This is a genomic window from Corallococcus sp. CA049B (assembly GCF_003611685.1).
GTDB lineage: Bacteria > Myxococcota > Myxococcia > Myxococcales > Myxococcaceae > Corallococcus > Corallococcus coralloides.
This window is the reverse complement of record NZ_RAWC01000138.1, coordinates 1-23,789: the sequence shown is the minus strand read 5'-3', so window position 1 is coordinate 23,789 and position 23,789 is coordinate 1. Positions and strand designations below refer to the sequence as shown.

Below are 23,789 nucleotides of genomic sequence, written 5' to 3'. Positions count from 1 at the left end.
ACTGTTGTCCTACCTACCCTTCAGGACGGGACAATGTTCACCCTCTTCACAAGATCCGGGCCTTCCTGTAGTTCCAAGATGTTGCACGTTGATCCGCCCCTGTTCCCCCACAGAGGACCATGACTGCTCCCACTGTCCTCATCTCGGATGATGAGCCCCTTGTCGTGTCCGCACTCGCCCGGGAGGCCAAGCGCTCCGGCCTCGTCTGCGTGTCCGACACCACCTCCGAAAATGTGATGGAGCTGGCCCGCAAACACCGGCCCGCGGTCATCATCCTGGACATCAACCAGCACCAGGATGGACGGGACCTGCTCGCGCAGCTGAAGAAGGACCCCGTCACTCGCGACTGCAAGGTCATCATGCTCAGCGGCGTGGAGGATCAGTTCACCCGCCACGTGTGCTTCGAGCTGGGCGCCGACGACTACGAAGTGAAGCCGTGCGACCCCACCTTCATGACCCGCATCGCCCGCATGGCCGCCGCCGCCGTGCGCCCCCCCGCTTCGCCCGAAGCCGCCTGACTCACGACGGCCGCAGCGACCGGATGGCCTCCGCGCGGTCCTTCGCGCCGAACACGTAGCTGCCCGCCACCAGCACCGTCGCCCCCGCCGCCACCACGCGCTTCGCCGTCTCGGCGTTGATGCCGCCGTCCACCTCGATGTCCACGCCCTTCAGCCCCCGCGCGTCCAACATCGCGCGCAGCCGGCGGACCTTGTCCACCGAGGACTCGATGAACGACTGGCCCCCGAACCCCGGGTTCACGCTCATCACGAGCACCATGTCCACGTCCCCCAGCACATCTTCAATCGCCGACAGCGGCGTGCCCGGGTTCAACACCACCGCCGGCTTCGCCCCCGCGTGACGGATGTGCTGCAGCGTGCGGTGCAGGTGGGGGCTCGCCTCCTGGTGCACCGTCAGCACGTCCGCCCCCGCCTTCACGAACGCGTCCACGTACTTCTCCGGCTCGACAATCATCAGGTGCACGTCCAGCGGCTTCGTCGCCACCCGCTTGATGGCCTCCACGATGACCGGCCCCAACGTGAGGTTGGGCACAAACCTGCCATCCATGACATCCACGTGAATCCAATCCGCGCCGGCGGCCTCGATGGCGCGGACCTCCTCACCCAGGCGGCTGAAATCAGAGGAGAGCAGCGACGGAGAGATGCGGACAGGGCGGGTCATGGCGGCGCTTCATAACCGCTTCCGGAGGCCCGGGGTACCTTCGCCCGGCAGGACAGGGGGCTTGCGGACAGAGGTGGACCTGGCAGGTGGGGGGGCCTGGGCGGCCGACACACCGTGCGTGCTAAAACCGGGCACGCCCGCGGCCATCCGCCGCATCCCACGGAGCCCGCCCCGGTGCTTCCCCAGTCCGTGCCCGCCTCCCCCAACCTGTCCCGCCGGCTCGCGAAGCTGACGTCCATCCTGGATGTCGCCAAGGCGATGAGCGCCGAGCGGGACCTGGACCTGCTGCTGCCCCTCATCCTCTATGAGGCCACCAAGGTCGTGGAGTCGGACCGCTGCTCGCTCTTCATCCTGGACCGCGAGCGCGAGGAGCTCTGGAGCAAGGTGGCCCAGGGCTCCAAGAATGAAATCCGCCTCCCCATGGGCAGCGGCATCGCCGGACAGGTCGCCCACACCGGCGCCGTCATCAACATCCCCGACGCCTACGCCGACGCCCGCTTCAACAGCAGCTTCGATGTCTCCAGCGGCTACCGCACCCACACCATCCTCTGCGTCCCCATGCGCGACGCCAACGGAGAGGTGACGGGCGTCATCCAGGCCCTCAACAAGCGCGGCGGGCAGGTGTTCGACGAGGAGGACGAGGAGCTCCTGCTCGCCCTGGGCGCCCAGGCCGCCGGCGCGATTGAAAACGCCCTCCTCCACGAAGAAATCAACCGCCTCTTCGAGGGCTTCGTCTCCGCGTCCGTCGTCGCCATCGAAGCGCGCGACCCCACCACTGCGGGCCACTCCGGCCGCGTCGCGGACCTCACCGTGTCCCTGGCCCAGGCGCTGGAGCACCGCGCCACCGGCCCCTATGCCCAGACGCGCTTCACCGCCGTGGAGCTGCAGGAGCTGCGGTACGCGTCGCTCCTGCACGACTTCGGCAAGGTGGGCGTGCGCGAGAACGTGCTCGTCAAGGCGGAGAAGCTGTATCCGCATGAGCTGGAGGCGCTGAGCGCCCGCTTCCAGCTGGCTCGCAAGGACCTGCAGCTGCAGAGCTCCCGGCGCCGGCTCGCCGCCGTGGAGGTCCGCGGCCTGGCGGCCCTGCCCTCCATCCACCAGGAGGAGGACGCGCGGCTCGCCCAGGAGCTGGCCCAGCTGGATGAGGTGATGGGCTTCCTGCTCACCTGCAACAAGCCCACGGTGCTCGCGCAGGGCAACTTCGAGCGGCTCCTGGAGCTGGGCAAGCTCACGTTCACCGACGCGCACGACCATGGGCAGCCGCTGCTCCTGCCCCAGGAAATCCAATCCCTCTCCATCACCCGCGGCACGCTCTCCCCGGAGGAGCGCCGCGAAATCGAGAGCCACGTCGAGCACACGTACCGCTTCCTGTCGCAGATTCCGTGGACTCGCGCGCTGCGCCGCGTGCCGGAGATCGCGTACGCGCACCACGAGAAGCTGGATGGCACGGGGTACCCTCGCGCCGTCCCGGAGATTCCGGTGCAGTCCCGGATGATGTCCATCTGCGACATCTACGACGCGCTCACCGCGAGCGACCGGCCCTACAAGAAGGCCGTGCCGCACACGCTCGCGCTGGACATCCTCAAGAAGGAGGCGGGGTCCGGACAGCTCGACCAGGACCTCTTCACCATCTTCGTCGAGGCGGAGATTCCCCGCCGGGCCCTCAAGAAGAGCCCGGCGTAGGGCCCTGCATCAGGCGCTGATGGTGTGCAGCCGGAGGCTGTTGATCTTCCCCGGCTGGCCCACCGGCGCGCCGAACACCACCACGATGCGGTCGCCCCGGCGAGCGAGGCCCCGCGACACCAGCTCCTCCTCCACGCGGCGGAGCATGGTCTCCGTCTCCTGGATGGGCTCCAGCACGCGCGGCACCACGCCCCAGAGCAGCGACAGGCGGCGGCGCACCTCCTGGTTCGGGCTGAACGCGACAATCGGCACCGTGGGCCGGTAGTGCGCCAGCAGCCGCGCCGTCACGCCCGACAGCGTGAAGGCCGCGATGAGCGTGGCGCCGCTGGCCTTGGCTGCCTCGCACGCCACGCGCGCGATGACGTCCGGGAAGTGCAGCGGCAGTCCCAGCGGGGCCTCAATCACGCGCGGCTGGAGCTGCGCGCGGGAGGAGGACTCGGCCGCCAGGATGATGCGCTCCATCATCTGCACGGAGTCCAGGGGGAACTTGCCGCTCGCCGTCTCACCCGAGAGCATCAGCGCGTCCGCGCCGTCGTAGACGGCGTTGGCCACGTCGCTGGCCTCCGCGCGCGTGGGGCGCGGGTTGTCGATCATCGAGTTGAGCATCTGCGTGGCCACGATGACGGGCAGGCCGCGCAGGTTGGAGCGCCGGATGATGTCCTTCTGGACGGCGGGCACTTCTTCCGGGGGAATCTCCACGCCCAGGTCGCCGCGGGCCACCATCACGCCGTCCGTCTTGTCGAGGATGGCGTCCAGGCGCGCGATGGCCTCCGGCTTCTCCAGCTTGGAGATGATGGGCACCGTGCGGCCCACCTCCGCCATGGCCTGGCGCGCGGAGTCCAGGTCGGACGGCTGACGCACGAAGGACAGCGCGATGTAGTCCACGCCCGCCTTGAGGCCGAAGATGAGGTCCTCGCGGTCCTTGGGCGTGAGCGCGTCCGCGCGCACCGCCACGCCGGGCAGGTTGATGCCCTTGTTGTTCTTCAGGATGCCGCCGTGCACCACTTCCGTCTTGATGAGCTGCTTCTTGTCCGTCTCCACGACGCGCAGCTCCAGGAGGCCGTCATCCAGGAGGATGCGGTCGCCCGGGTTCACGTCCGCCGCCAGGTGCGGGTACGTGGTGGACACGATTTCGTCCGTGCCCTTCACCGTCTCGTCGGTGGTGATGTGGAAGGTGGCGCCGTGCTTCAGCTCCGTGCTGCCCGTGACGAAGCGGCCGGTGCGAATCTTGGGACCCTGCAGGTCGCCCAGGATGCCCACCGCCTTGCGCACCTTCAGCGAGGCCGCGCGCAGCATGTCGATGTTCGCCTGATGCTGCTCGTGGCTGCCGTGGGAGAAGTTGAGCCGGGCCACGTCCATGCCGGCCTCCAGCAGCGCTTCCAACATCTCCGGGGTCTGACTGGCAGGGCCGAGGGTGCAGACAATCTTTGCTCGTCGCATATGAAGCCGAACATCCGGCTCCAGCGCGTTTCGGTCAAGGAGTCACGGAGCGCGACCGAGCAGGTAAACCAGTAAATGTCCAGGCCGCTCGGCGTGCGCTCAACCGCGCAGCAGCGTGCCGAGGTTCTCGCGCTCCCAACGCAGCGCGGCGGCGTAGTGCGGGTACGTGCGCTCGCGCTCGCGGAAGGCGCGCGGGTGGTGCACGCGGCGCCCGGTGCGATTGCTGCTGGGGAACAGCTGGTGGAGCATCTCGTGGAAGACGATGAACTCCACGAAGAAGGCCGGCACGTCCGGCTTGTCCAGCGCGGGGTGGATGCGGATTTCGCGCGTCTGGTGGTCGTAGACGCCCAGGCGGATGGACTTGCGGCGGCGGCGCGGCGGCATGCGGCCCCAGCCGATGCGGGCCTGGATGGCGTTCTGGAAGTAGGCCTCGTTGACGCCGTTGTAGAGCGCGCGCAGGTCGAAGCAGCGGCCCAGCGGGTTGAGCTCCGCGTCGGATTCCCGGCGCAGCTGGCGGATGAGCGGCTGCTGGCCCCGGATGTACTCGTCCAGGAGGGCGCCCGCGGCGCGGTGCCCCCGGCCCGCGTAGTCCGCCACCGCGCGCACGATGCCTTCGGGCGCGTCCAGGAACATGTGGTGCAGCCGCAGCTGGAGCACCTGCGAGCCGCGGCGGAAGGACACCATGGTGGAGCGGTTGTCCGTCACGGCCAGGCGCACCGGCATGCCCAGGTTCGCGCTCAGCCGCCACGCGAGCGACTCCGCGCGCGACCAGAGCTCCTCGCGCGACGCGGTGAGGACGCGCGGCGCTTCCTCCGCCACGCGGTTGCGCGGCGGCAGGGGCGCCTGCCCTTCCGGCGCGCGCTGCGCGGGAGTGGCGGCGCGTTCCGCGGACGAGCCACGCGGGAACAGGGACATCTGGCGGAAGGCTTCGGGCGTCACGCGGGGGGCATCGTACCCGGCACTTCCCGAACCTCAAGGCCAGGGGCTGGATGCCCGTCCGCCTGTCGACCGGGCCCACACCCCGGGCGTGACACCCCGGGTTGAATTCGTCCCAGAGGCATCGTCCTTCAGGGCAGGGAGCCCGGGTCGCCATGGCGCGACTTGAGCAGCCGCTCCATGCGCTCCGGCTCCATGCGCACCACGAAGGTCTTCTCCCGGGCATACGTCACCTGCCCGGGGGCAGCGCCCTTCAGCTTGCGAACGAACTTCACCGGCAGGTAGCTCACCTCGCCGCGAGGTTCGCCCTTGGCCCCCGAGTGGTGCAGCGCGAGGTGCGCCGCGTCCAGGAGCACCTCCTGCGCCACCTCCGCGTTCTTCTCCAGCGGCACCACCACGTGGCTGCCCGGCAGGCCCCGCGCGTGCAGCCACAGGTGCCACGGGCGGGCCACCTTGAAGGTGAGCTGGTCGTTGTCCTCCGCGCCGCGCCCCACCCAGATGCGCGCGCCGCCGTGGCCCACGTACTCCTTGAAGGGGAGGCCCCCCTTGGGGCCCTCTTCCCCCTGGGTCACCTGGAGCACCTCCACCTGCGCGAGCAGCGCGGCGTCATCCATGGCTTCAATCTGCGTGAGCGCCGTCTGCGCGTGCGCCACCTCGCGCGCGAGCTCCGCCTCGCGGTGGCGGGCCTGCTCCACGCCGCGCAGCAGCCGCCGGTACTGGTGGAAGTGCCAGTCCGCCTCCTCCTTCGGGGTGCGCTTCGGGTCCAGCTTCACCTGGACCTCCTCCACGCCCGCCTCCGTATAGGAGGTGAGCGTCACCTGGGACGCGCCGCGCTTGAGCCGGTGCAGGTTCTGCGCGAGCAGCTCGCCCACCTCGCGGTGCTTCTCCGCCTCCGGGCCACGCTGGGCCTCCGCGCGCACCTTCTCCAGCGTGCGCGAGGAGCGCTTCAGCCGCGCCCGGTACGGCTGCGCGAGCCGGCGGCGGATGGTGTCCGCGCGGCTGGTGCGGTCCTTCTGTCCGAGCACCCGCTCGGCGGCCTGCAGCCTGGGCAGCGCGTCTTCTTCCTTCGGCTCCAGACGTGAAGGCTGCGCGCGGCCCTTCGCCAGCGCCTCCGCGGACACGGGCTCCGGTGGCGACCACTGCGCTCCGGGATAGAGGTTGCGCCGTGGGCCGAAGCCTTCGCCGGAGAGCATCAGCACCCGGTGGTTGTCGCTGAGGAGCAGCAGGCCTCCGGGCGCGCCCACCTCCAGCACCAGCCGGCGGCGCACGTCTTCGCGATCGAACTCCAGGATGATGGCGCGGCTCTCCTCCAGGTAGCGCGCGGCCGCAAGCTTGAAGCCGGTGAGCTCCTGGCGCAGCCAGCGCTGGAAGGGGGCGGGCTCGCCCGGCGTGGGGAAGCGGTCCTCCGCGACGGACAGGCGCGACAGCTCGCCTTCGGCGCAGAGACAGAGCACGACCGATCTGCCGGGGACCCGCAGCTCCAGGTAGGCCAGGCGGGGCAGCGGGCACCACGCCTTCTGGGCCACCGCGCCCACCAGCCGGGCCGCGGCCTCCGCCACGACCTCACCGAACTCCACCGGACGCAGCGACATGGGCCCCTCCCGGGCGGACACACGAGGAGACGTAAACCCCTGGCCCGCAAAAGAAAAACGGCCCGGCGGGTTTCGCCGAGCCGTTCACCGGACGTCAACCGACGCCCGAAATGACGCCGTTACTTCAGGCTTCCGGGGTCGACGGGGCCGCGGGGGTCGCAGCCTTCCGGCGGGAAGCGGTCTTCTTCTTCGCGGCCTTCTTGGCGACCGGCTTCTTCGCGGCGGCCTTCTTGGCCGTACCGCGCTTGGCGGCAGGGGCCTTGCGGGCGGTCTTCTTCGTCGCGGTCTTCTTCGACGCGGCCTTCTTCGCGGTCTTCTTCTTCGCGGCCATCGGAATCCTCCGTTCAGTGTTGAGGCCCGCGAGGACGCGAGCCCTGCACCCACTTCGAACTGAACGTGAGTGCTTGAAATGAATGGTACGGGCGACATGCCAGTGTGTCAACGCATGGTGATGTATTGCAGTGCGCGGCGAGGCCGATTTTTGGCCTCCGGGCGCGTCGAACCGTTCGTGGCGGTCATTTCGGGGGTCCGGCGCGTCGCGCGCGAGGCCCAATTTCCGGCTCCGGACGCACTTCGCGGGTCCGCGCTGCGGGGCTGGATGTCCGCTGCCGTGCATCCGGCGCGCGCGCATCGCGTCGCTTCCCGTCGTGGGGGCGGCGGCCTACGGTGCGCGCCCGCATGAGCTCCGCCGCACTGACCTTCCCCGCGTCCTTCACCTTCGGCGTCGCCACGTCCGCGTACCAGGTGGAGGGCGGCATCGAGAACGACTGGGCCCAGTGGGAGCGGCAGGGGAAGTTGAAGGAGCCCCATGCGCGATGCGGCATCGCGGTGGACCACTGGCGCCGCTACGCGGAGGACTACGCCCTGGCGAAGGCGGTGGGGGCCACGGCGTTCCGGCTGTCGCTGGAGTGGGCGCGCATCGAGCCCGAGCGCGGCCGGTTCGACGGCGCGGCGCTGGAGGGCTACCGCGAGCGGCTCTTGCAGCTGCGCGCGCAGGGGCTGCGGCCGGTGGTGACGCTCCATCACTTCACCCACCCCACGTGGTTCCACGCGTCCACGCCCTGGCACCTTCCGGAGAGCCTGGAGGCCTTCCGCCAGTACGTGCGCCGGTGCGCGCCCCTGTTGGAGGGGCTGGACGCGCTCGTCATCTCCTTCAACGAACCGATGGTCCTCTTGTTGGGCGGCTACCTCCAGGGCCTGATGCCGCCGGGCATCACGGACGGGGCGAAGACGATGGCCGCGCTCGGGAACATGGTGCGCGCGCACGTCATCGCTCGGGAAGAGCTGGGCCAGCACCTGGGCCGGGTGGAGCTGGGCATCTCCCAGAACATGCTCGCGTTCGCGCCGGACCGCTGGTGGCATCCCCTGGACCGCTCGCTGGTGCGGCTGGCGGCCCCGGCCTACAACCACGCGTTCCACGAGGCGCTGTCCTCCGGCCACCTGCGCGTGTTCATGCCAGGCGTGGCGTCCACGGACGTGCGCATCGAGGGGGCGCGCGACTCCGTGGAGTTCGTGGGCGTCAACTACTACACGCGCGCGCACCTGCGCTTCATGCCGCGCCCTCCCTTCATCGACTTCAAGTACCGCGACCCGGACGGGCGCGGGCTCACCGACATCGGGTGGGAGCAGCGGCCCGAGGGCTTCCTCCAGCTGCTTCAGGAGGTGAAGCGCTACGGCAAGCCGGTGTGGATTACCGAGAACGGCATCGACGACCGCAAGGGCACGGTGCGGCCGGAGTACCTGCACGCGCACCTGCGCCAGGTGCTGGCCGCGCGCGAGGCGGGCGTGGACGTGCAGGGCTACCTTTATTGGAGCCTGCTGGACAACTTCGAGTGGCTGGAGGGTTGGGGCCCGCGCTTCGGCCTCTACCACGTCGACTTCGACACGCTGGAGCGCCGCCCCACCCCGGCCTGCGACTACTTCCGCGCGGTGGCCACCGGGCGCGTGCTGGTGCCGCCGACGTCAGTGGCCAGCGCTCAGCCCAGCGCCGCGCGGTAGTCCACTTCCGGCTCCTCTAGAGGAGCGGTGGGGTCCGTGTCCGCGCCCGCGAAGAAGCGGCGCACGCTGTCCTCCACCGCCTCCGGCGAGTCCAGCCCGTTCACCTCCGAGCGGAAGTGCGCCGCGCCCTTGAGGCCATGGGCGTACCAGGCCAGGTGGCGGCGGAAGGAGCGCACCGCGCCCAGGGCGTCCCCGACGAACTCCGCGTGGGCCCGGGCGTGCTCCAGCACCAGCTCGCAGCGCTCCTCCGGCGTGGCGGGCGGGCCGCCCGAGAGTTCGCGGAAGAGCCACGGGTTGCCCAGGGCGCCCCGGCCAATCATCACGAAGTCGCAGCCGGTGCTTTCCAGCATGCGGTGGGCGTCCGCCACCGTCTTCACGTCCCCGTTGCCCATGATGGGCAGCTCCGGGAAGTGGCGCTTCAGGTCCGCGATGTGGGCCCAGTCCGCCTGCCCCGAGTAGCCCTGCTCTCGCGTGCGCGGGTGCAGGGCGAGCCCCGCGCACCCGGCCTCCTGCAGCGCCTCCGCCACCTTCAGATAGTTGAGCGTGCGCGCGTCCCAGCCCGAGCGGATTTTGCAGGTGACGGGCAGGCCGGTGGCTTCCCGGATGGCGCGGACGATGTCGGCGGCGCGGGGCACGTCGCACAGGAGGCCGCTGCCGGCGCCGTTGCGCACCACCTTCTTCACCGGGCAGCCCATGTTGATGTCGATGACCTGCGCGCCCGCGGCCTTGCCCACCTGCGCGGCCTGGGCCATGGCCTCCGGCTCGCCGCCGAAAATCTGGAGCGAGTAGGGCTTCTCCACGGCCGGGTCGTAGCGCAGGTACTTGAGCGTGCGCTGGTTCTGGCGCATCAGCCCCTGGGCGCTGACCAGCTCCGTGGGGCAGAGGGCCGCGCCGAGCCGGAAGGCGATGACCCGGAAGGGGCGCTCGCTCACGCCGGCCATGGGCGCGAGGATGTAGGGGTTGGGGAGCGTGTAGGGACCCAGCTTCAGCATGGCGGAAGACACCCTATAACCCGGCGGGGAACAGAAGCGCGCGGGCCATGAGAACGGCCCTGCGCGAGTGGAGGCCAACGATTAAGGTCCCTCCCCATGTTCCGTTTTCGGCTCGGGAGCGTCCCCGTCCACGTCCACACGAGTCACCTGCTGTTCTCAGCGGTGTTCGCCTACCAGTCCCTGCCCCTGCCGGGCCGGCACTCGGGTGCCGGGTGGCTGGGGGACCAGCTGGCCGACGCCGCGTCGCCCGGGCACATGGGCGCGGTGGTGACCTACGTGCTGGCGTGGATGTTCATCGTCTTCGTGTCCGTGCTCGTCCACGAGCTGGGGCACGCGGTGGCCTTCCGCTTCTTCGGGTACCAGCCGAGCGTGGACCTGGTGTTCATGGGCGGCGTCACCCGGCCCAACACGGACTCGCCCCTGCCCTGGCACAAGGACGTGGTGAGCAGCTTCGCGGGCCCGCTGGCGGGGCTGGCGCTGGGCGTCCTGTGCTGGGGGGTGCTGATGCAGGTGCGGGGCCGCTCGGAGGTGGCGGACTTCTTCCTGAGCAACTTCTTCTTCGCCAACATGGTGTGGGCGGTGCTGAACCTGCTGCCGGTGCCTCCCTTGGATGGGGGGCACATCAGCACGGCGCTGGCGACGCGGATGTTCGGGCGGCGGGGCTTCATCGTGTCGCACGTGCTGGCGCTGGGGCTGTGCGTGGGCCTGGTGCTGCTGAGCATCAAGACCGGCGCCCTGTTCATGGGCGTCCTCTTCGCCATGTTCGGCTTCCAGTCGTTCCGCGTGCTGTCGGACGTGATGCGCGCGCGCAACGAGGCCAAGGAGGAGGAGGGCCCCACCGCCCAGTCCCTGCGCGAGGCGCAGCAGGCGCTGCGCGAGGACCGGCTGGACGACGCGTGGCGGCAGGGCAACCGGGTGCTGGAGACGGAGGGCCTGTCCCCGAACCTCACCAGCCGGACCCATTACCTGCTGGGCTGGGTGGCGCTGAAGCAGGGCCACGGGCGGCCCGCGCTGGACCACTTCTCCCAGGTGCAGGGCCAGCCGGTGGAGATGCACGCGGTGGCGGCGGCGTTCTCGCTGGTGGGGGATGACGCCCGGGCGGTGGGCTACTGGAAGCAGGCGTGGGGCGAGTCGCAGGACCGCACCGTGATGCACGAGTACGCGGGCGCGCTCATCCGGCTGGGCCAGGTGAGCGAGGCGCTGCGGCTGCCCGGCGTGGACCCGGCGGCCGCGTTCCGGTGCGCGGAGCGGGCGCTGTTCATCCGGGGCGCCTATTCGGAGGCTGCGGCGGTGAGCGAGGCGGCGCTTCGCCACGTCCCGGACCCGGGCATCGCGTACGACGCGGCGTGTGCCTTCGCGCGCGCGGGCAACGTGGCGGACGCGGTGCGGCTGCTCCAGCGGGCGGAAGACCTGGGCTTCAAGGACGCGGCCTATGCCGCCTCCGACGAGGACCTGGCGCACCTGCACGGGCACCCCGCCTTCGAGGCGTGGCTGGCGCGGCTGCGGCCGGCCGCGTCGTCCTGACGGGGCGACTTTCTCCCGTGCGGCGCCTTTCGGGCCCTAGAATCCGGGCCCGCCCGTGAGCCCTTCGTCCCCTCCCGTGAAACCCGGTGCCGCGCCCGTGCGTACCGGAGACATGCCGGCACCCTCGGGAGCTTCCGGCGACCCGGACGAGGTGTTGATGGAGCGGTTCTGCCAGGGAGACGCGCAGGCGTTCGACGCGCTCTTCCAGCGCTACGCGCGCCCCGTCCAGGGCTACCTGGCGCGCCTCACCGGCAGCCCCGCCACCGCCGAGGACCTGGCGCAGCTCACCTTCCTGTCCCTGGTGCGCGCGCGGGGCCGCTATCAGCCCGGGGCCCGCGTCCGGCCGTGGCTGTACGCCATCGCCACCAACGCCGCGCGGGACCATACGCGCCGCCACCGCCGCCCGGAGGACCTCACGCCCGAGGGGGAGTTGCCCCTCACCGCCGTGGCGGACACGCCGGAGCCTCGCGACGCGGGCCTGGAGCGCGCGGTGCAACGCGCACTGGCGCAGCTTCCCGAAGGCCAGCGGCTGCCCATCCTCATGCACCGCTTCGAGGGCATGGGCTTCGCTGAAATCGCCGAGGCCCTGGGCCTCACCGAGAGCGCGGTGAAGGTCCGCGCCCACCGGGGCTACGCGCGCCTGCGCGAGCTGCTCGCGCCCCTCCAGCAGGAGACTTCACGATGACGCCCGAGTGCGAACGCGTCCTGGACGGACTGGACGGCCCGTTGCCTCCGGACCTGGCGTCACACGCGGCCGGGTGCGCGGACTGCCGCGCCCTCCTGGAGGGCTTCCAGGTGCTGGCACCCCCCTCCTCCGCTCCGCCCGCCGTGCCCATCGACGAGGCGAAGCTCGAGCAGACGCGGCGCCAGTCGCTGACGGAGCTGGCGGCGCACCCTCGGCCCACGCCGTGGTGGAAGGAGGTGGCGGTGCTGCTCGCCGCCTATCTGGGCGTGGGCGTGGTGGGGCTGCTCTGGGTGGGCCGGCACGGGATGCTGCTCAACTCCGCGTCGCCGCTGGCGGTGGCGCTGGTGGCGCTGCTCATCGTCGTGGGCGTGGGCGGAGGAGCGCTGGTGGCCCTGGCGCCGAGGCCGCGTGCCTGGCCCCTCACGCTCGTGGCCGCGGGCGCGCTCGTCGTGGCGCTGGCGCAGCTGACCGGGCGCTCGGGCGTCCAGGTGCGGCCGTTCCTCGCGGGCACCCTGGGGTGCATGGGCGCGGAGGTGGCGCTGTCGGTGGTGCCGCTGGCCCTGGCGCTCGTCCTCCTGTGCCGCTCCGCCTTCCAGCCCGTGCGGGCGCTGGCGGCGGGCCTGTCCTCCGCGGGTGTGAGCCTGCTCGTACTGCACGTACACTGCCCGGACGGCAGCGCGGGCCACCTGATGCTGGGCCACGTGCTGCCGTGGTTCGTGCTGGCGGGCGTGGCGGTGTTCATCCGCTCGCGCCTGCCGTCCCGCTCGTTCGCGCCCTGAGGGGCGCTTGGAGTCCTACTGGAGGCGCGACAGCGCTTCCTGGGGGAAGGCGCGCGCGTCCACCTTGGCGTGCCACTCCTTGATGCGGCCGTCCGGCCCGATGACGACGCCCACCCGGCGCGCGTTGGGGGCCGAGGCGTCATCCGCGGCCCCGTAGGCCAGCCCCACCTTGCGATCCACGTCGCACAGGAGCGGGAAGTTGAAGCCGAACTTCTGGGAGAAGGCCTGGTTCTCCTCCGGCGTGTCGAAGCTGATGCCCAGGATGGCGGTGCCCTTGGCCTCGTACTGGGTCTTGTGGTCGCGGAAGGAGCAGCCCTCCGCGGTGCATCCCGGGGTGTCCGCCTTCGGGTAGAACCAGAGCACCACGTTCTTGCCCCGGTAGTCCGACAGCCGGTGCGTCTTCCCCGTCGCGTCCTGCACGGTGAACTCCGGCGCCACGTCTCCCTGCTTGAGCATGTGCGATGCCTCCTTCATGGGGTGGAAACCGGGGCCGTCGTAGCACGCTCCGGGGGCAGGGGGCCGGGCACCGCTCGGGTGATGTGTGGAGTGGAGTGCAGGCGGACGGCGCCGGAGCGCGGGCCTTATCAAGAGGCTTGAAACCCACCGGCCTCCTCCATTTAGTAGGAGCACCAAATGAACACCTCCGACGAACCTCCGCCTGCCGAAATGCAGCGGATGGCCGCGCTCACCCTCTGGGCGCGACAGAGCCTTTCACGCCTCATCTATCTCCTGCTGGGCGCGTCCAACCGCATCCGCCTGCCGACCCCCTCGGTGTTGCCCATCGCGGGCGCGGTCGTCGGGCTCTACAGCGGACTGGCCGCGGGCATCTTCTCCAACCTCATTGGCGTGATGAGCGGCATCACGTTCAGCGCCGCGGAGCTGGCGGCGACGTTCAAGCCGCAGCGGCTGCGCACGTTGATGGAGTCGCTCTCCTCCGCGCGCTGGCACCTGGAGTACGCGCTGGTAGGCGTGCCGCTGGCGCTGGGGGCGCTCCTGCTGGCGCGGGTGATTGAACCCGGCGGCCCTCGCGATGAGGTGAAGCGCCGCCTGCGCCTGCTGGCGCTGCTGACGCTGGGCGCGCTGTCGCTCTACTACCCGCTGGTGGGCCTGGCGGCCGTGAACGCCGTGTTCGGTCACGCGCACAACATGCCCGCGGTGCTGCCGCACCTGCCCTGGTGGCTGATGCTGCTCGCTCCCACGGTGGGTGGCCTGGCGGTGGGGCGGCTCTTGCGCGACCGGCCGGAGACGCACGGCCACGGCCTTCCGGAGGTGGTGCGCGCGGTGAAGAGCGGCGCCAACGTGGTGCCGGCGGACCGCGGGTTGCTCAAGCTCATCGCGTCCGCCATCACCATTGGCAGCGGCGGCTCCGCGGGCCGCGAGGGCCCCATCGTCTATGGCGGCGCGGCGTTCGCGTCCAGCGTGGGGCGCGTGCTGGGCTTCAGCCGCCGGGAGCTGTCCATCCTGCTGGCGTGCGGCGCGGGCGCGGGCATCTCCGCGTCCTTCAACGCCCCCATCGCGGGCGCGGTGTTCGCGATGGAGATCATCCTGCGCGAGTTCGAGCTGCGCGTGTTCTCCCCCATCATCCTGGCGAGCGTGGCGGGCACGCTGGTGAGCCGCGGCGTGCTGGACGAAGCGCCCATGCTCAACCGGGTGAACTACGAGCTGGTCAGCGGCGCGGAGGTCTTCGCCTACGCGGCGCTGGGCATCGGGTGCGGGCTGCTCGCGTTCGCGTTCGTGAAGCTGCTGCACGGGGTGGAGCACTTCTTCCACGGCGGCATGGGCGGGAAGCTGTCCCCGTGGCTGGGGAAGAAGCCGCTGCCGGTGCGCGCCGCGCTGGGCGGCCTGTGCACGGGCGTGCTCGTGTTCCTGAGCCCCACGGTGTGGGGCAGCGGACACGACTACATCAACCTGGCGGCGGCGGGCCAGCTGCCCTTCCTCTTCCTGGTGACGGCGTGCGTGCTGAAGCTCGTGGCCACGTCGCTCACCATCGGCTCGGGCGGGTCCGGCGGCACGTTCTTCCCGGCGGCGCTGATTGGCGCCATGGCGGGCGGCGCGTTCGGCACGCTGGTGCACTACTTCTTCCCGCACGCCACGGGGCCCAGCGGCGCGTACGCCATCGTGGGCATGGGCGGCGCGGTGGCGGCGCTCACGCGCGGTCCGCTCACCGGCATGATGATGCTGTACGAGCTGAGCGGCAGCCATGAAATCATCCTGCCGCTGATGGTGACGTGCACCATCGCGTCCGCGGTGTGTCACTTCCTCACGGAGCGCACGGCGCCCAAGGTGCAGAGCGACGAGGACTTGCTGGCGGCCACGCATGTGCGGGCCCTGATGACGGAGGTGCCGGCGGTGGCCGCGGGCACGCCGCTGCGCGCGCTGACGGACCAGTTGCTCACGTCCGAGGCCGGCACGCTGCCGGTGCTGGACACCGAGGGCAACCTCTACGGCACGGTGCAGGTGGAGCAGCTGCGCGAGGTGTGGCGCGACGAGTCCATGTACCCGCTGCTCGTGGCCAGCGACCTGGCGCGCAAGCTGCCCGCGCTGGCGCCGGACTCGGACCTGGCGCACGCGCTCCAGGTGATGGACCAGGAGGACGTGGACGCGTTGCCGGTGGCGCCGGTGCTGGGGCTGGCCCCGTGCGGGCTCCTCACCCGCGCCGCCGTCCGGCGCTTCCTCTTCGCGCAGCACACGCGCGCGCACGCGACGGGCAACTACCCCGTCACCCCCTCCGAGGCGGCGCACTGAGCCTTTGATGAAGAGGGCGACCCGGGCCGGTCTGTCAGGAAACCCGGGGAGCAGGCATCCTTGGGCGCCATGTCCGAACCCGCCCTGTCCGCCCTGCGCTCCGAGCTGAACTCCACCTTCCACGACGCCCGGGTGCGCCACATGGTGGCCCTGGGGCGAAAGGCGCGGACGGACCCGGAGGCGCAGGCGCTGCTGGACGCGCTGGCCCGGGGGGACGCCTTCGAGCGGCGGCTGGCGCTGGCGGCCCAGTTCACGCGCAGGGATGGCGCGGCGGTGCTGAAGGCCACGGCGGACGAGTCCTCGCGCGTGCGCGCGCTGGCGTTCGAGTTGGTGGCGCTGGCCTGCGACGACGCGCAGGCGCTGGAGGCGCTGCGGATGGCGCACGGCATGCGCCGCGAGCAGGCCGTGCTGATCCAGTTGGTGAAGCAGCGGCGCTCCCCGGTCATCGACGCGTTCCTCGACGGGCTGGCGGAGGGGGGCGACCACGCCACCTTCGCGGACACGGTGCCCCTGGCCTCCGAGGCGGGCCTGCGCAAGCACCTGGCTCGGGCGCTGGAGCGTCCCAGCCACCGGTTCTGGGCGCGGCTGGCGCGGCGTGCGCCCGCGGTGCTGGGCGAGCTCTTGCTGGAGCAGCTGCGCGCGGTGCCCGGCGAGCCGGACCCGGTGACCCGGCAGCATCTGGCGTGGGGCCTCGCGTGGCTGTCGGACCGGACGCCCGACATCGCGGAGACGCTGATGACGCTGATGCTGGAGCGAGGCATCCCGCCGGACGAATATCCCCTGCGGTCGCTGGTGCGGCAGCGCCCCGTGCGCATGGTGGCGCTCCTGCGCCAGCACCCCACGGTGGCCCTCTCGCATCTGCTGTTCGCGAAGTCCCTGGCGTCGCTGGACGCCGAGTCCCTGACGTGGATCGTCCAGCGCGACCCGACGCTGCTGGGCAGCGCGGAGGACGTGCTGGAGGACCTGCCGGAGCCGCTGCACGCGACGCTCACCGAGGCCTGGGCCTCGTCCGTGAAGCGGGCCCCCGCCTGGGGCACGAAGCTCATCGCCCGGATCGTGGCCCCGGCCGTGCGCGAGAGCGTCTACGCGCGCTGGACCGCGGGGGCGCGGAACAGGGACGGCGTCATCCAGTTGGAGCGACTGCGGCACCTGCCGGTGGACCTGCGCGAGCGCGAGGCGCGCCGGCACCTGCATGAGGTGATGGCGCTACATACCCGCGCCGAGAAGCGCATCGCCTACGCGCGCTACCTGCCGTGGAGCGAGGCGCTGGAGGTCCTCCGGGCCGAGATGGGCCACCCGGACGCAGGCATGCGCGGCGCGGCGCTGAGCGCCCTGCTGGCCCTGCCCGGCCTGCGTCCGGACGAGCCCGCGTGCGTGGCCCCCGCGCTCGCGGTGGTGCTGGCCCGGAAGAACGAGCAGGACCCGGTGCGTGGGCTGATGTTGCAGGCGCTGGCGGACTGGCCCCGGCGGATGTGGCGCGCCGAGCACACCGAGGCACTGGGCCGGGTGCTGCGCGACGCGCTGGATGCCGCGGACCTGTCGATGCCCACGGCGCAGGCGGCGGAGCGACTGCTGGTGCGGGCGTTCCGCGCGGACCCGGCGTGGGGCGCACAGTGGCTGGGGACCTTCCTCAAGGAGCGCGGGCGCGTCCAGGACGGCGGGCTGGGGCACCGGTTGACGGACGAGGAGGTGCGCCTGTCCGCACCGTACCTGCTGAAAATGGCGAAGGTCTGGGCGGAGCGCGAGCGGGGGGGGCCCCTGCTCCAATTGGCGGCGAGCCTGGGCAAGCGCGCGGTGCTGGTACCCGGCCTGTCGGACTGGCTCGTCTCCGTGCGTGACACCACCCCCCAGGCGCGGTTGTCGCTCGCCCTGACGGTGTGGCTGTCGAGGGAGGACCGGCCTCGCTTCGAGGCGACGCTCGCGGCCACGCTCCGGCACTGGAGGGACCGGGGCTGGGCCGAAGAGGTCGTGGCGCTGGCGGCTTCCGAGCAGCCGGGGGAACCCCTGCACCCGGAGCTGGTGGGAGAGTTGGAGCGGATGGCGCTGCGGCAGGGCAAGGCGTACGCGTCCGTCCTGTCGATCCTGCGCCACCGCGCCTGGAGGGACTTCGACCGGCTCCTGCCCGAGCTGCTCAAGCGGGACGAGAGCATCATCGCCATTTCGGTGGTGCGCGAGTACCTGCACCGGCGGCGGCAGGACCTGCTGGGGCCCTACCTGGACGCGCCGGTCATCACCGGCCAGTTCGCCACGGGGGCGACGCACTGGATCCTCCCCTTCTTCTCTGGCTTCTTCCGGTGGACGACGGAGCAGAGCCAGTCGTATTCGCGCGCGCTCGCGAGGCTGTGCGCGGACATGGAGCGGGACACACCCACACTGCTGGGGGCGGTGTCGCTGATGGCGGCGCTGGACTGGGCGCCCATGGACGCGCTCCTGGCGCTGGCGGACGACAAGCGGCCCGCGGTGCAGGAGCGGGCGCTGCGGGTGATGGCGCGGTGCGACCAGGGCCAGGGCGTGCCCACGCTGCTGAGGGCGCTGGAGGATTCGCGCGCGCGCATCGCCATCTACGGCTTGCGCCGTGCGTTCAACGGCATGCCCGTCACGCGGGTGTTGTCGCTGCTGGCGGAGGTGCCGCTGACCAAGGTCACGGTGGCCAAGGAGGTGGTGCGCCTGCTGGGCGAGCTGCGCTCGGACGCGGGCTACGAGCGGCTGCTGGAGCTGGACGCGAAGCCGCTGCACCGCGACGTGCGCATCGCGCTCTTGCGTGCGCTGTGGGACCACCTGGACCGCGAGCCCACGTGGGCGGTGTTCGAGCGCGCCGTCACCGGCGAGGACGCCATCATGGCGGCGCGCGTGGGCGACATCCCGGCGGACCGGCTGACGGAGGCGCTGGATGCGCGGCTGTCCGGGCTGCTCGCGAAGGTGCTGGCGCGGCCGGAGCCGGATGCGCGCATCGACCTGCTGCGGCGCGCGGCCTGGCTGTCCGTGAAGGACCGGGAGCGGGTGTTCCTCTCCGCCTGTGGCGCGCGGCTGGCCTCGCCCTATGACGACGAGGTGCGCGCGGCGATGGGGGCGCTGGTGTACCGGGCCGACGAGCGCGACGTGGCGCTGTTCGAGCGGATGCTGGAGGCGGCGGCGCACGACCGGCGCGCGCTGAGCGTGGCGATGGACGCGCTGCTCCAGCCCCGGGACCGGATGCGGCCCGTGCCCTTGCATGTCGTGCAGGGAATGGTGACGGGGCTGCTCACGAAGGACCCGCGTCTGGCGACGCTGCGCGTGCGCTGCGCGGTGGTGGCCCTGGAACCGCCAGCCTTCGCGAGCCACCTGGGCACGATGGGCCAGGAGGGCTGGCTCCACGCGGACGCGCTGGTGGCGGCGCAGGTGGCGGTGTCGAACCTGCCGGTGGAGACGATGGAAGACGTCGGAGGGCGCCTGGCGCGGAGCTCCAGCCCGGAGGCGCGGCGCGTGGCCCTGCACTGCCTGGTGCGCGACGCGGGGGACGGGCGCGGCTGGACGGAGGAGCGGCTGGCGGCGCTCGCCATGTTCCAGCGGGACGACTCACCGCTCGTGGCCGGGGCCGCGCAGTTCGTGTTCCCGCCTCGGGAGATGGTGACGGCGCCGGAAGAGGCATAGGCCCCCGGCGCGGTGCTCCAAAACCTGTCCGACTGTCGGACAGGTTTCCGCGGACTGGCTGGTGCGCTCCGGGCACTCAGTTCAGCGAACGGACCGGGGCCATCCACGCGGCTCCGCGCTCCGCCTCGCTCGCGTATTGCTCCAGTTGCAGCGCCCGGTGGGCCACGGTGTGTTCGGCCAGGACCCTGGCCCGGGCCCGCATGCCCAGCTGGCGCCGGTCCGCCTCCGGCATCGCGAGCAGGTAGCGCAGCACGTCCTGCTCCGTGCGGGCGACCATCACCTCCTCGCCCAACGAGAAGATGTCCTCCAGGCCCGGCCAGGGGTCGCAGATGAGCGCCGCTCCACAGGCCGCGGCCTTGAACAGGTTTCGCCCCGGCGTGTGCTCGGCCTGGGAGAGGACCAGCGTGAAGCGCTGCGCGCCCAGGAAGCCCGCGTGCTCCTGGAGGGACGGGGCCTCGTACCTCGCCACGTTGGCGGGCCAGGCGTCATCCACCGCCGACAGCGTCCCCGCGAGCATGAAGCGCCCCTCGGGCCAGCCGCGCGCGGCGCCCAGCAGCCATTGCTTCAGGAGCCCCCGCCGCTCCGGCGACACCGGCCCTGCGTACCCCAGGTCCCAGCGCGTCCGCCCGCTCCCGGGCGCGAAGTGCTCCGCGTCCACTCCCGGCAGGAACACGCGCGCGCGGGCCACGCCCCACTCGCGCTCCAGCTGACGGGGCACCGGACCCCCACTCGAGCAGAGATAGAGCCGGTAGCCCGTGAAGAGGTCCGGCGTCATGCAGGCGGGGTCCTCTCGCAGGGCGTGCCGCGCCAGCGTCCGGGGCGTGTCCCGGTCCCAGAAGACGGTGAGCCCCCTCGCCGTGTTCGTGGTCCAGCGGCTCACGTCCGCGACCTGCGGCACGTCCGCGTCCACCAGCACCAGGTCCGCGCGGCGCACCCTCGAATGGAAGCGCGCGTGGAGGTCCGCCAGGTCCACGTACGGCGCGACGGCGGCGCCCTCCTCCCCGCGTGCACCGGGCGCGGTGCGCTCCAAGAAGAGGACCGTGTGTCCGCGCCGCCGGAGCGCCTGCGCGAGCTGTCTCGGGGCCGTGGCCGCCTGTGCCTCGGCGGTGGCCTGGCACACGGGGCCCAGGAAGACGATGTCCATCCACTCGGGCCTCCTCACGCCCCCAGCCCGGCGGACGGAGGACGCCCCGCGCACGGCAGGCCCCAGGGCTATCGCTCCGCGCCTGGGGCGGACAAGCCAGCAGGCCTCGTGCCGCGTGAACTCCTCAACGGCGCGGCCGGCGTCCGGCCCACGCGTGCCATGAGGACGTCCGCGAGTGGACCGTGCCCTTGCCCCGAAAGCCAACGCCCCGCGGTTACTTCGTCGCGGGCGCGGCCTGGGTGGGCGGCGTGGTTCCCGCCGGGGCCGCCGCGGGCTTCGCGGCGCCGCCCTTGCGCAGGGGACACGCGGCGATGGCGCCCGAGACGTCGATGGCGTCCTTGCCCTCGCTCACATTGAGCACCTTGCGGTCCTCGCCCACGACGAACGTGTAGCGCTTGGACACCGTCAACACCGGCATCTTCACGTCGTACGCGCCCACCACCTTGCCGTCCGGATCCGGGATGAACACGAAGGGCGCCTTCAGCTCCGTCTTGAAGCGCGCCAGCGTCTCCGCGTCGTCCGTGGAGAAGGCCAGCACCTGGCCCTGCGCCTGCTCGATGTCCTTGTAGCGGTCGCGGTACGCGGTCAGCTCCTTCGTGCAGCCGCTGGTGAACGCCTTGGGGAAGAAGGCCACGATGACGGGCCCCTTCTTCACCATCTCCGACAGCGTGTAGGTCGTCCCCGCGGTGTCCTTCACCGTGAAGTCCGGGGCGGTTTCACCCACCTGGGGAATCGCTGCGCTGAGCCATCCGACGACGAGCAGGGAGTTGAGCATGCCCGGGACTTAACGGGCCCCGGACACCGCGACAAGCTCCCCAGGCCTTACGACGACGCCATGCGGGCCCACACGGCGGCGGCGGCCTCGCGCGACTGCTCGGCCACCACGGTGGGGTTCACCGACAGCGGCCTGCGCGCCCACACGCGCCACACGCCGTCCACCATCACCGCCTCCACGTGGCGGCTGCCCAGCCCGTGCACCACGTGCCACGCCAGCGTCTCCGCGGTCAGCGGCGTGGGCGACAGGTAGTCAAGCACCAGCAGGTCCGCGAGCGCGCCCTCGCGCATGGGGCCGATGGCCGCCTCGAACACCTGCGACGCCAGCCGGTGGCCGTTGGCCAGGTAGCGCAGCACGTCAATGGGCTGCCCCGCCTCGCGCGAGCGCAGGTACGCCGCCTGCGCCTCCGCGAACAGGTCCGGCGACGTGCCGTCCGTCCCCAGCGACGCGCGCGCCCCGAACTTCAGCGCGGGCGCGTAGCCCACCTCCTGGCCCTGGTTGGAGCGCGGCGTGTGCAGGAACCACGTCCCCGTGGCCAGCACCTGCGCCAGGTCCGCCCACGCCAGGTGGCCCACGTGCGCCGCCATGGCGCGGGGCGACAGCAGGTTGCTGGTGAGCAGCCGCGTCACCGGCGGGTTGCCGTGCCGCTCGGTGGACAGCCGCTCGTCCAGCGGATCCTCCGCGAGCGGGAAGTGCAGCCCGGTGCCGGTGGTGTTGAGCGCCTCGCCCAGGCCCTGGAGCGCGTCGTCGCCCAGCGTGAAGCAGGGGCCCGCGCCCACCTGCCCCCGGAAGCGGCCCCGGGCCTTGCGCGCGAAGCTGACCGTCTCCTCCAGGCCCTCCTCGCGGCCCACCGCGCCCATGCGGTCCGTCACCGCGTAGGACAGCACGCCGCGCACGCCCACCTCATGGAGGCCGCGCGCCGAGCGCAGGAGCGAGCCCGTCACCGCCTTGGGCGAGGCGTGCAAATCAAACAGGGTGGTGGTGCCGCACTGGATGGACTCCAGGCCGCCCGCGGTGGCGGCCACCTGCACCGCGTCCAGGTCCAGCGCGTTCTCGAAGGGCCAGCGCACCTGCTCCAGCAGGGCCTGGTAGGACGTGGGCGTCGGGCGGACCAGGCCGCGCGACAGCACGCTCGCCAGCCGGTGGTGGGCGTTGACGAGGCCCGGGAAGACGAGCTTGCCGGACAGCGCGACCACCTCGTCGTCGGGGCCGGGCGCAAGGTCCTCGCCCCGCGCCACGATGCGCTCACCTTCGACGCGCAGGTCCACCCGCTCCACGGACGCGGGCTCCAATTCGACGACGAAACCACCCTTGAGGACGGTGCCCAACATCCCTCCCTGCATCCGCGACGGTTCGCGAGGTTCGTGAAGGCGGCCCCCTCCCCTTAGGGGTCACGCTTGAAGCGGGGGACGTTAGCACTCCCGGCCCGTCCTCCGTCATCGGCGCTACACATCCCTGCACCCACACCCGTCGTCCCGGCCCGTCCAATACGGTGGGCATGCGCGGGGCGGCCGGGGCCAGGCAGGCAGGCGGCGCGTCATGACGTTGGGCGCCGGGGGCCCGGGCCCGTAGACTGCCGCCACCTTGGTGTCGGAACCCGGCGTTTCCTGGGCAGGCCGCTACCGCTTGAGCGCGCGCATCGCGACAGGCGGCATGGCGGAGGTGTATCTGGCGCGCGCCATCAGCCTGGACGGGCAGCGCGGTCCGGCCGTGGCGGTGAAGCGGCTGATGCCGCACCTGGTCGCGGACCGGCGCATCGTGCAGATGTTCCTCAACGAGGCGCGCATCACCGCGCAGGTGCGCCACCCCAACGTGGTGTCCATCCTGGAGCTGGGCATGGAGGGCGGGGAGCCCTTCATCGCCATGGAGCTGTTGGAGGGTCGCTCGTTCGCGGAGGTGCGGCAGGAGGCCGCCGAGCGTGGCCAGCGCGTTCCGTTGGGCATCACCCTGCGCGTGCTGGTGGATGCGTGCCGGGGCTTGGACGCCGCGCACCGCGCCGTGGACGAGGCGGGCCGGCCGCTGCGCATCGTCCACCGCGACTTCACGCCGGACAACATCCACGTCGGGGCGAACGGCGCGGTGAAGGTCATCGACTTCGGCATCGCGAAGGCGGACGCGCTGGGGTCGGGGACGGAGCCCGGGACGCTGAAGGGGAAGTTCTTCTACATGTCGCCGGAGATGATCGCCGGCCGCAGCGTGGACCACCGCGCGGACCTGTTCGCCGCGGGGGTGATGCTCTACGAGCAGCTGTGCGGCCGGCGGCCCTTCACCGGCATGTCCACCGAAGAGGTGCTCACGCGCATCTCGGAAGGGAAGCCGAAGCCGCCCACCGCGTTCGACCCGTCGGTGCCGCAGGCGCTGGAGACGGTGTGTCTCAAGGCGCTCGCGAAGGACCCGGAGGCGCGCTTCGACAGCCTGCAGACGTTCATCGCCGCCATCGAGCTGCTGGGCGGGCCCGCGGAGGTCGCCGCGCCGGCGCAGGTGGCCGCCTACCTGGACACGCTGTTCCCGCCGGACCGGGACCCCAAGCGGCTGGCGCTGCGCAACGCGAGGCTCGCGGATCCATCCAATTCGGGCGCGGAGGGAGCCCCCGGAATGGACGTGCTCCCGCCGTTCGGCGTGCAGGGCATTCCGTCCTGGCCCGTGCCTCCGCCGGTCGCCGCGCCGTCAGCCCCGCGTCCCCTCCC

The 23,789-nt window shown here is 71.8% G+C and carries 19 protein-coding genes; 9 read left to right on the top strand and 10 right to left on the bottom strand.

Going from position 1 to position 23,789, the window contains the following annotated elements; all coding sequences use genetic code 11:
- The first annotated feature begins 119 nt into the window (after positions 1–119).
- A complete protein-coding gene (locus D7W82_RS25935; RefSeq protein WP_120620915.1) occupies positions 120–518 on the top strand; it encodes a two-component system response regulator in 399 nt (132 codons plus the stop codon).
- 1 nt (position 519) lies between these two features.
- Here D7W82_RS25935 and rpe read toward each other — a convergent pair whose 3' ends face one another.
- Positions 520–1,179 (bottom strand): ribulose-phosphate 3-epimerase, encoded by a 660-nt coding sequence (gene rpe, locus D7W82_RS25930; protein ID WP_120620914.1) that lies wholly within the window; start codon positions 1,177–1,179, stop codon positions 520–522.
- A 174-nt stretch (positions 1,180–1,353) separates the two neighbouring features.
- Here rpe and D7W82_RS25925 point away from each other — a divergent pair, with 174 nt between their 5' ends.
- On the top strand, positions 1,354–2,862 hold the full coding sequence (locus D7W82_RS25925; protein ID WP_120620913.1) for an HD family phosphohydrolase: 1,509 nt from the start codon (positions 1,354–1,356) through the stop codon (positions 2,860–2,862).
- A 9-nt stretch (positions 2,863–2,871) separates the two neighbouring features.
- Here the strand turns inward: D7W82_RS25925 and pyk are convergent, their stop codons facing one another.
- The 4 genes from pyk to D7W82_RS25905 form a co-directional block, all read right to left on the bottom strand.
- Positions 2,872–4,302 carry a pyruvate kinase gene (gene pyk, locus D7W82_RS25920; RefSeq protein ID WP_120620912.1) on the bottom strand — a complete coding sequence of 477 codons (1,431 nt, stop codon included), beginning with the start codon at positions 4,300–4,302 and terminating at the stop codon, positions 2,872–2,874.
- Between the two features lie 99 nt (positions 4,303–4,401).
- On the bottom strand, positions 4,402–5,217 hold the full coding sequence (locus D7W82_RS25915; protein WP_120620919.1) for a hypothetical protein: 816 nt from the start codon (positions 5,215–5,217) through the stop codon (positions 4,402–4,404).
- Between the two features lie 152 nt (positions 5,218–5,369).
- Complete coding sequence (locus D7W82_RS25910) at positions 5,370–6,830, bottom strand: NFACT RNA binding domain-containing protein (RefSeq protein ID WP_120620911.1); 1,461 nt, start codon at positions 6,828–6,830, stop codon at positions 5,370–5,372.
- 124 nt (positions 6,831–6,954) lie between these two features.
- The gene (locus D7W82_RS25905; RefSeq protein ID WP_120561418.1) at positions 6,955–7,161 is read right to left on the bottom strand and encodes an excinuclease ABC subunit A; all 207 of its coding nucleotides are present in this window, start codon (positions 7,159–7,161) and stop codon (positions 6,955–6,957) included.
- Between the two features lie 347 nt (positions 7,162–7,508).
- Here D7W82_RS25905 and D7W82_RS25900 point away from each other — a divergent pair, with 347 nt between their 5' ends.
- A complete protein-coding gene (locus D7W82_RS25900) occupies positions 7,509–8,828 on the top strand; it encodes a glycoside hydrolase family 1 protein (protein ID WP_120620910.1) in 1,320 nt (439 codons plus the stop codon).
- On the opposite strand, the gene dusB is transcribed toward D7W82_RS25900, so the two are convergent.
- Positions 8,807–9,820: a tRNA dihydrouridine synthase DusB gene (gene dusB, locus D7W82_RS25895; RefSeq protein ID WP_120620909.1), complete on the bottom strand. Its 1,014-nt coding sequence runs from the start codon at positions 9,818–9,820 to the stop codon at positions 8,807–8,809. The two genes, D7W82_RS25900 and dusB, sit on opposite strands and share 22 nt — an antisense overlap.
- A gap of 96 nt (positions 9,821–9,916) precedes the next feature.
- Here dusB and D7W82_RS25890 point away from each other — a divergent pair, with 96 nt between their 5' ends.
- The 3 genes from D7W82_RS25890 (at position 9,917) to D7W82_RS25880 (ending at position 12,808) form a co-directional block, all read left to right on the top strand.
- Entirely contained in the window at positions 9,917–11,344 is a 1,428-nt protein-coding gene (locus tag D7W82_RS25890) for a site-2 protease family protein (protein WP_120620908.1), read from the top strand.
- Positions 11,345–11,456: 112 nt separating this feature from the next.
- Positions 11,457–12,029 carry an RNA polymerase sigma factor gene (locus D7W82_RS25885; protein WP_233587931.1) on the top strand — a complete coding sequence of 191 codons (573 nt, stop codon included), beginning with the start codon at positions 11,457–11,459 and terminating at the stop codon, positions 12,027–12,029.
- Entirely contained in the window at positions 12,026–12,808 is a 783-nt protein-coding gene (locus tag D7W82_RS25880; protein WP_120620907.1) for an NrsF family protein, read from the top strand. Before D7W82_RS25885 ends, D7W82_RS25880 begins: the two co-directional genes overlap by 4 nt.
- A 15-nt stretch (positions 12,809–12,823) precedes the next feature.
- Here D7W82_RS25880 and D7W82_RS25875 read toward each other — a convergent pair whose 3' ends face one another.
- The gene (locus tag D7W82_RS25875) at positions 12,824–13,264 is read right to left on the bottom strand and encodes a peroxiredoxin (RefSeq protein ID WP_120620906.1); all 441 of its coding nucleotides are present in this window, start codon (positions 13,262–13,264) and stop codon (positions 12,824–12,826) included.
- Between the two features lie 177 nt (positions 13,265–13,441).
- Here D7W82_RS25875 and D7W82_RS25870 point away from each other — a divergent pair, with 177 nt between their 5' ends.
- Both D7W82_RS25870 and D7W82_RS25865 read left to right on the top strand, forming a co-directional pair.
- A complete protein-coding gene (locus tag D7W82_RS25870; protein ID WP_370451075.1) occupies positions 13,442–15,553 on the top strand; it encodes a chloride channel protein in 2,112 nt (703 codons plus the stop codon).
- Between the two features lie 69 nt (positions 15,554–15,622).
- Positions 15,623–19,183, top strand: coding sequence for a hypothetical protein (locus tag D7W82_RS25865; RefSeq protein WP_120620905.1), 3,561 nt, complete (start codon positions 15,623–15,625; stop codon positions 19,181–19,183).
- 76 nt (positions 19,184–19,259) lie between these two features.
- Here D7W82_RS25865 and D7W82_RS25860 read toward each other — a convergent pair whose 3' ends face one another.
- From D7W82_RS25860 to D7W82_RS25850, 3 genes are all read right to left on the bottom strand, one after another.
- Positions 19,260–20,327: a glycosyltransferase gene (locus D7W82_RS25860; RefSeq protein ID WP_120620904.1), complete on the bottom strand. Its 1,068-nt coding sequence runs from the start codon at positions 20,325–20,327 to the stop codon at positions 19,260–19,262.
- Between the two features lie 214 nt (positions 20,328–20,541).
- A complete protein-coding gene (locus D7W82_RS25855) occupies positions 20,542–21,102 on the bottom strand; it encodes a redoxin domain-containing protein (RefSeq protein ID WP_120620903.1) in 561 nt (186 codons plus the stop codon).
- Positions 21,103–21,149: 47 nt separating this feature from the next.
- Complete coding sequence (locus D7W82_RS25850; RefSeq protein ID WP_120620916.1) at positions 21,150–22,430, bottom strand: amidohydrolase family protein; 1,281 nt, start codon at positions 22,428–22,430, stop codon at positions 21,150–21,152.
- Between the two features lie 325 nt (positions 22,431–22,755).
- Here D7W82_RS25850 and D7W82_RS25845 point away from each other — a divergent pair.
- On the top strand, positions 22,756–23,789 hold a 1,034-nt coding region (locus D7W82_RS25845), incomplete at its 3' end, for a serine/threonine-protein kinase (protein ID WP_233587932.1).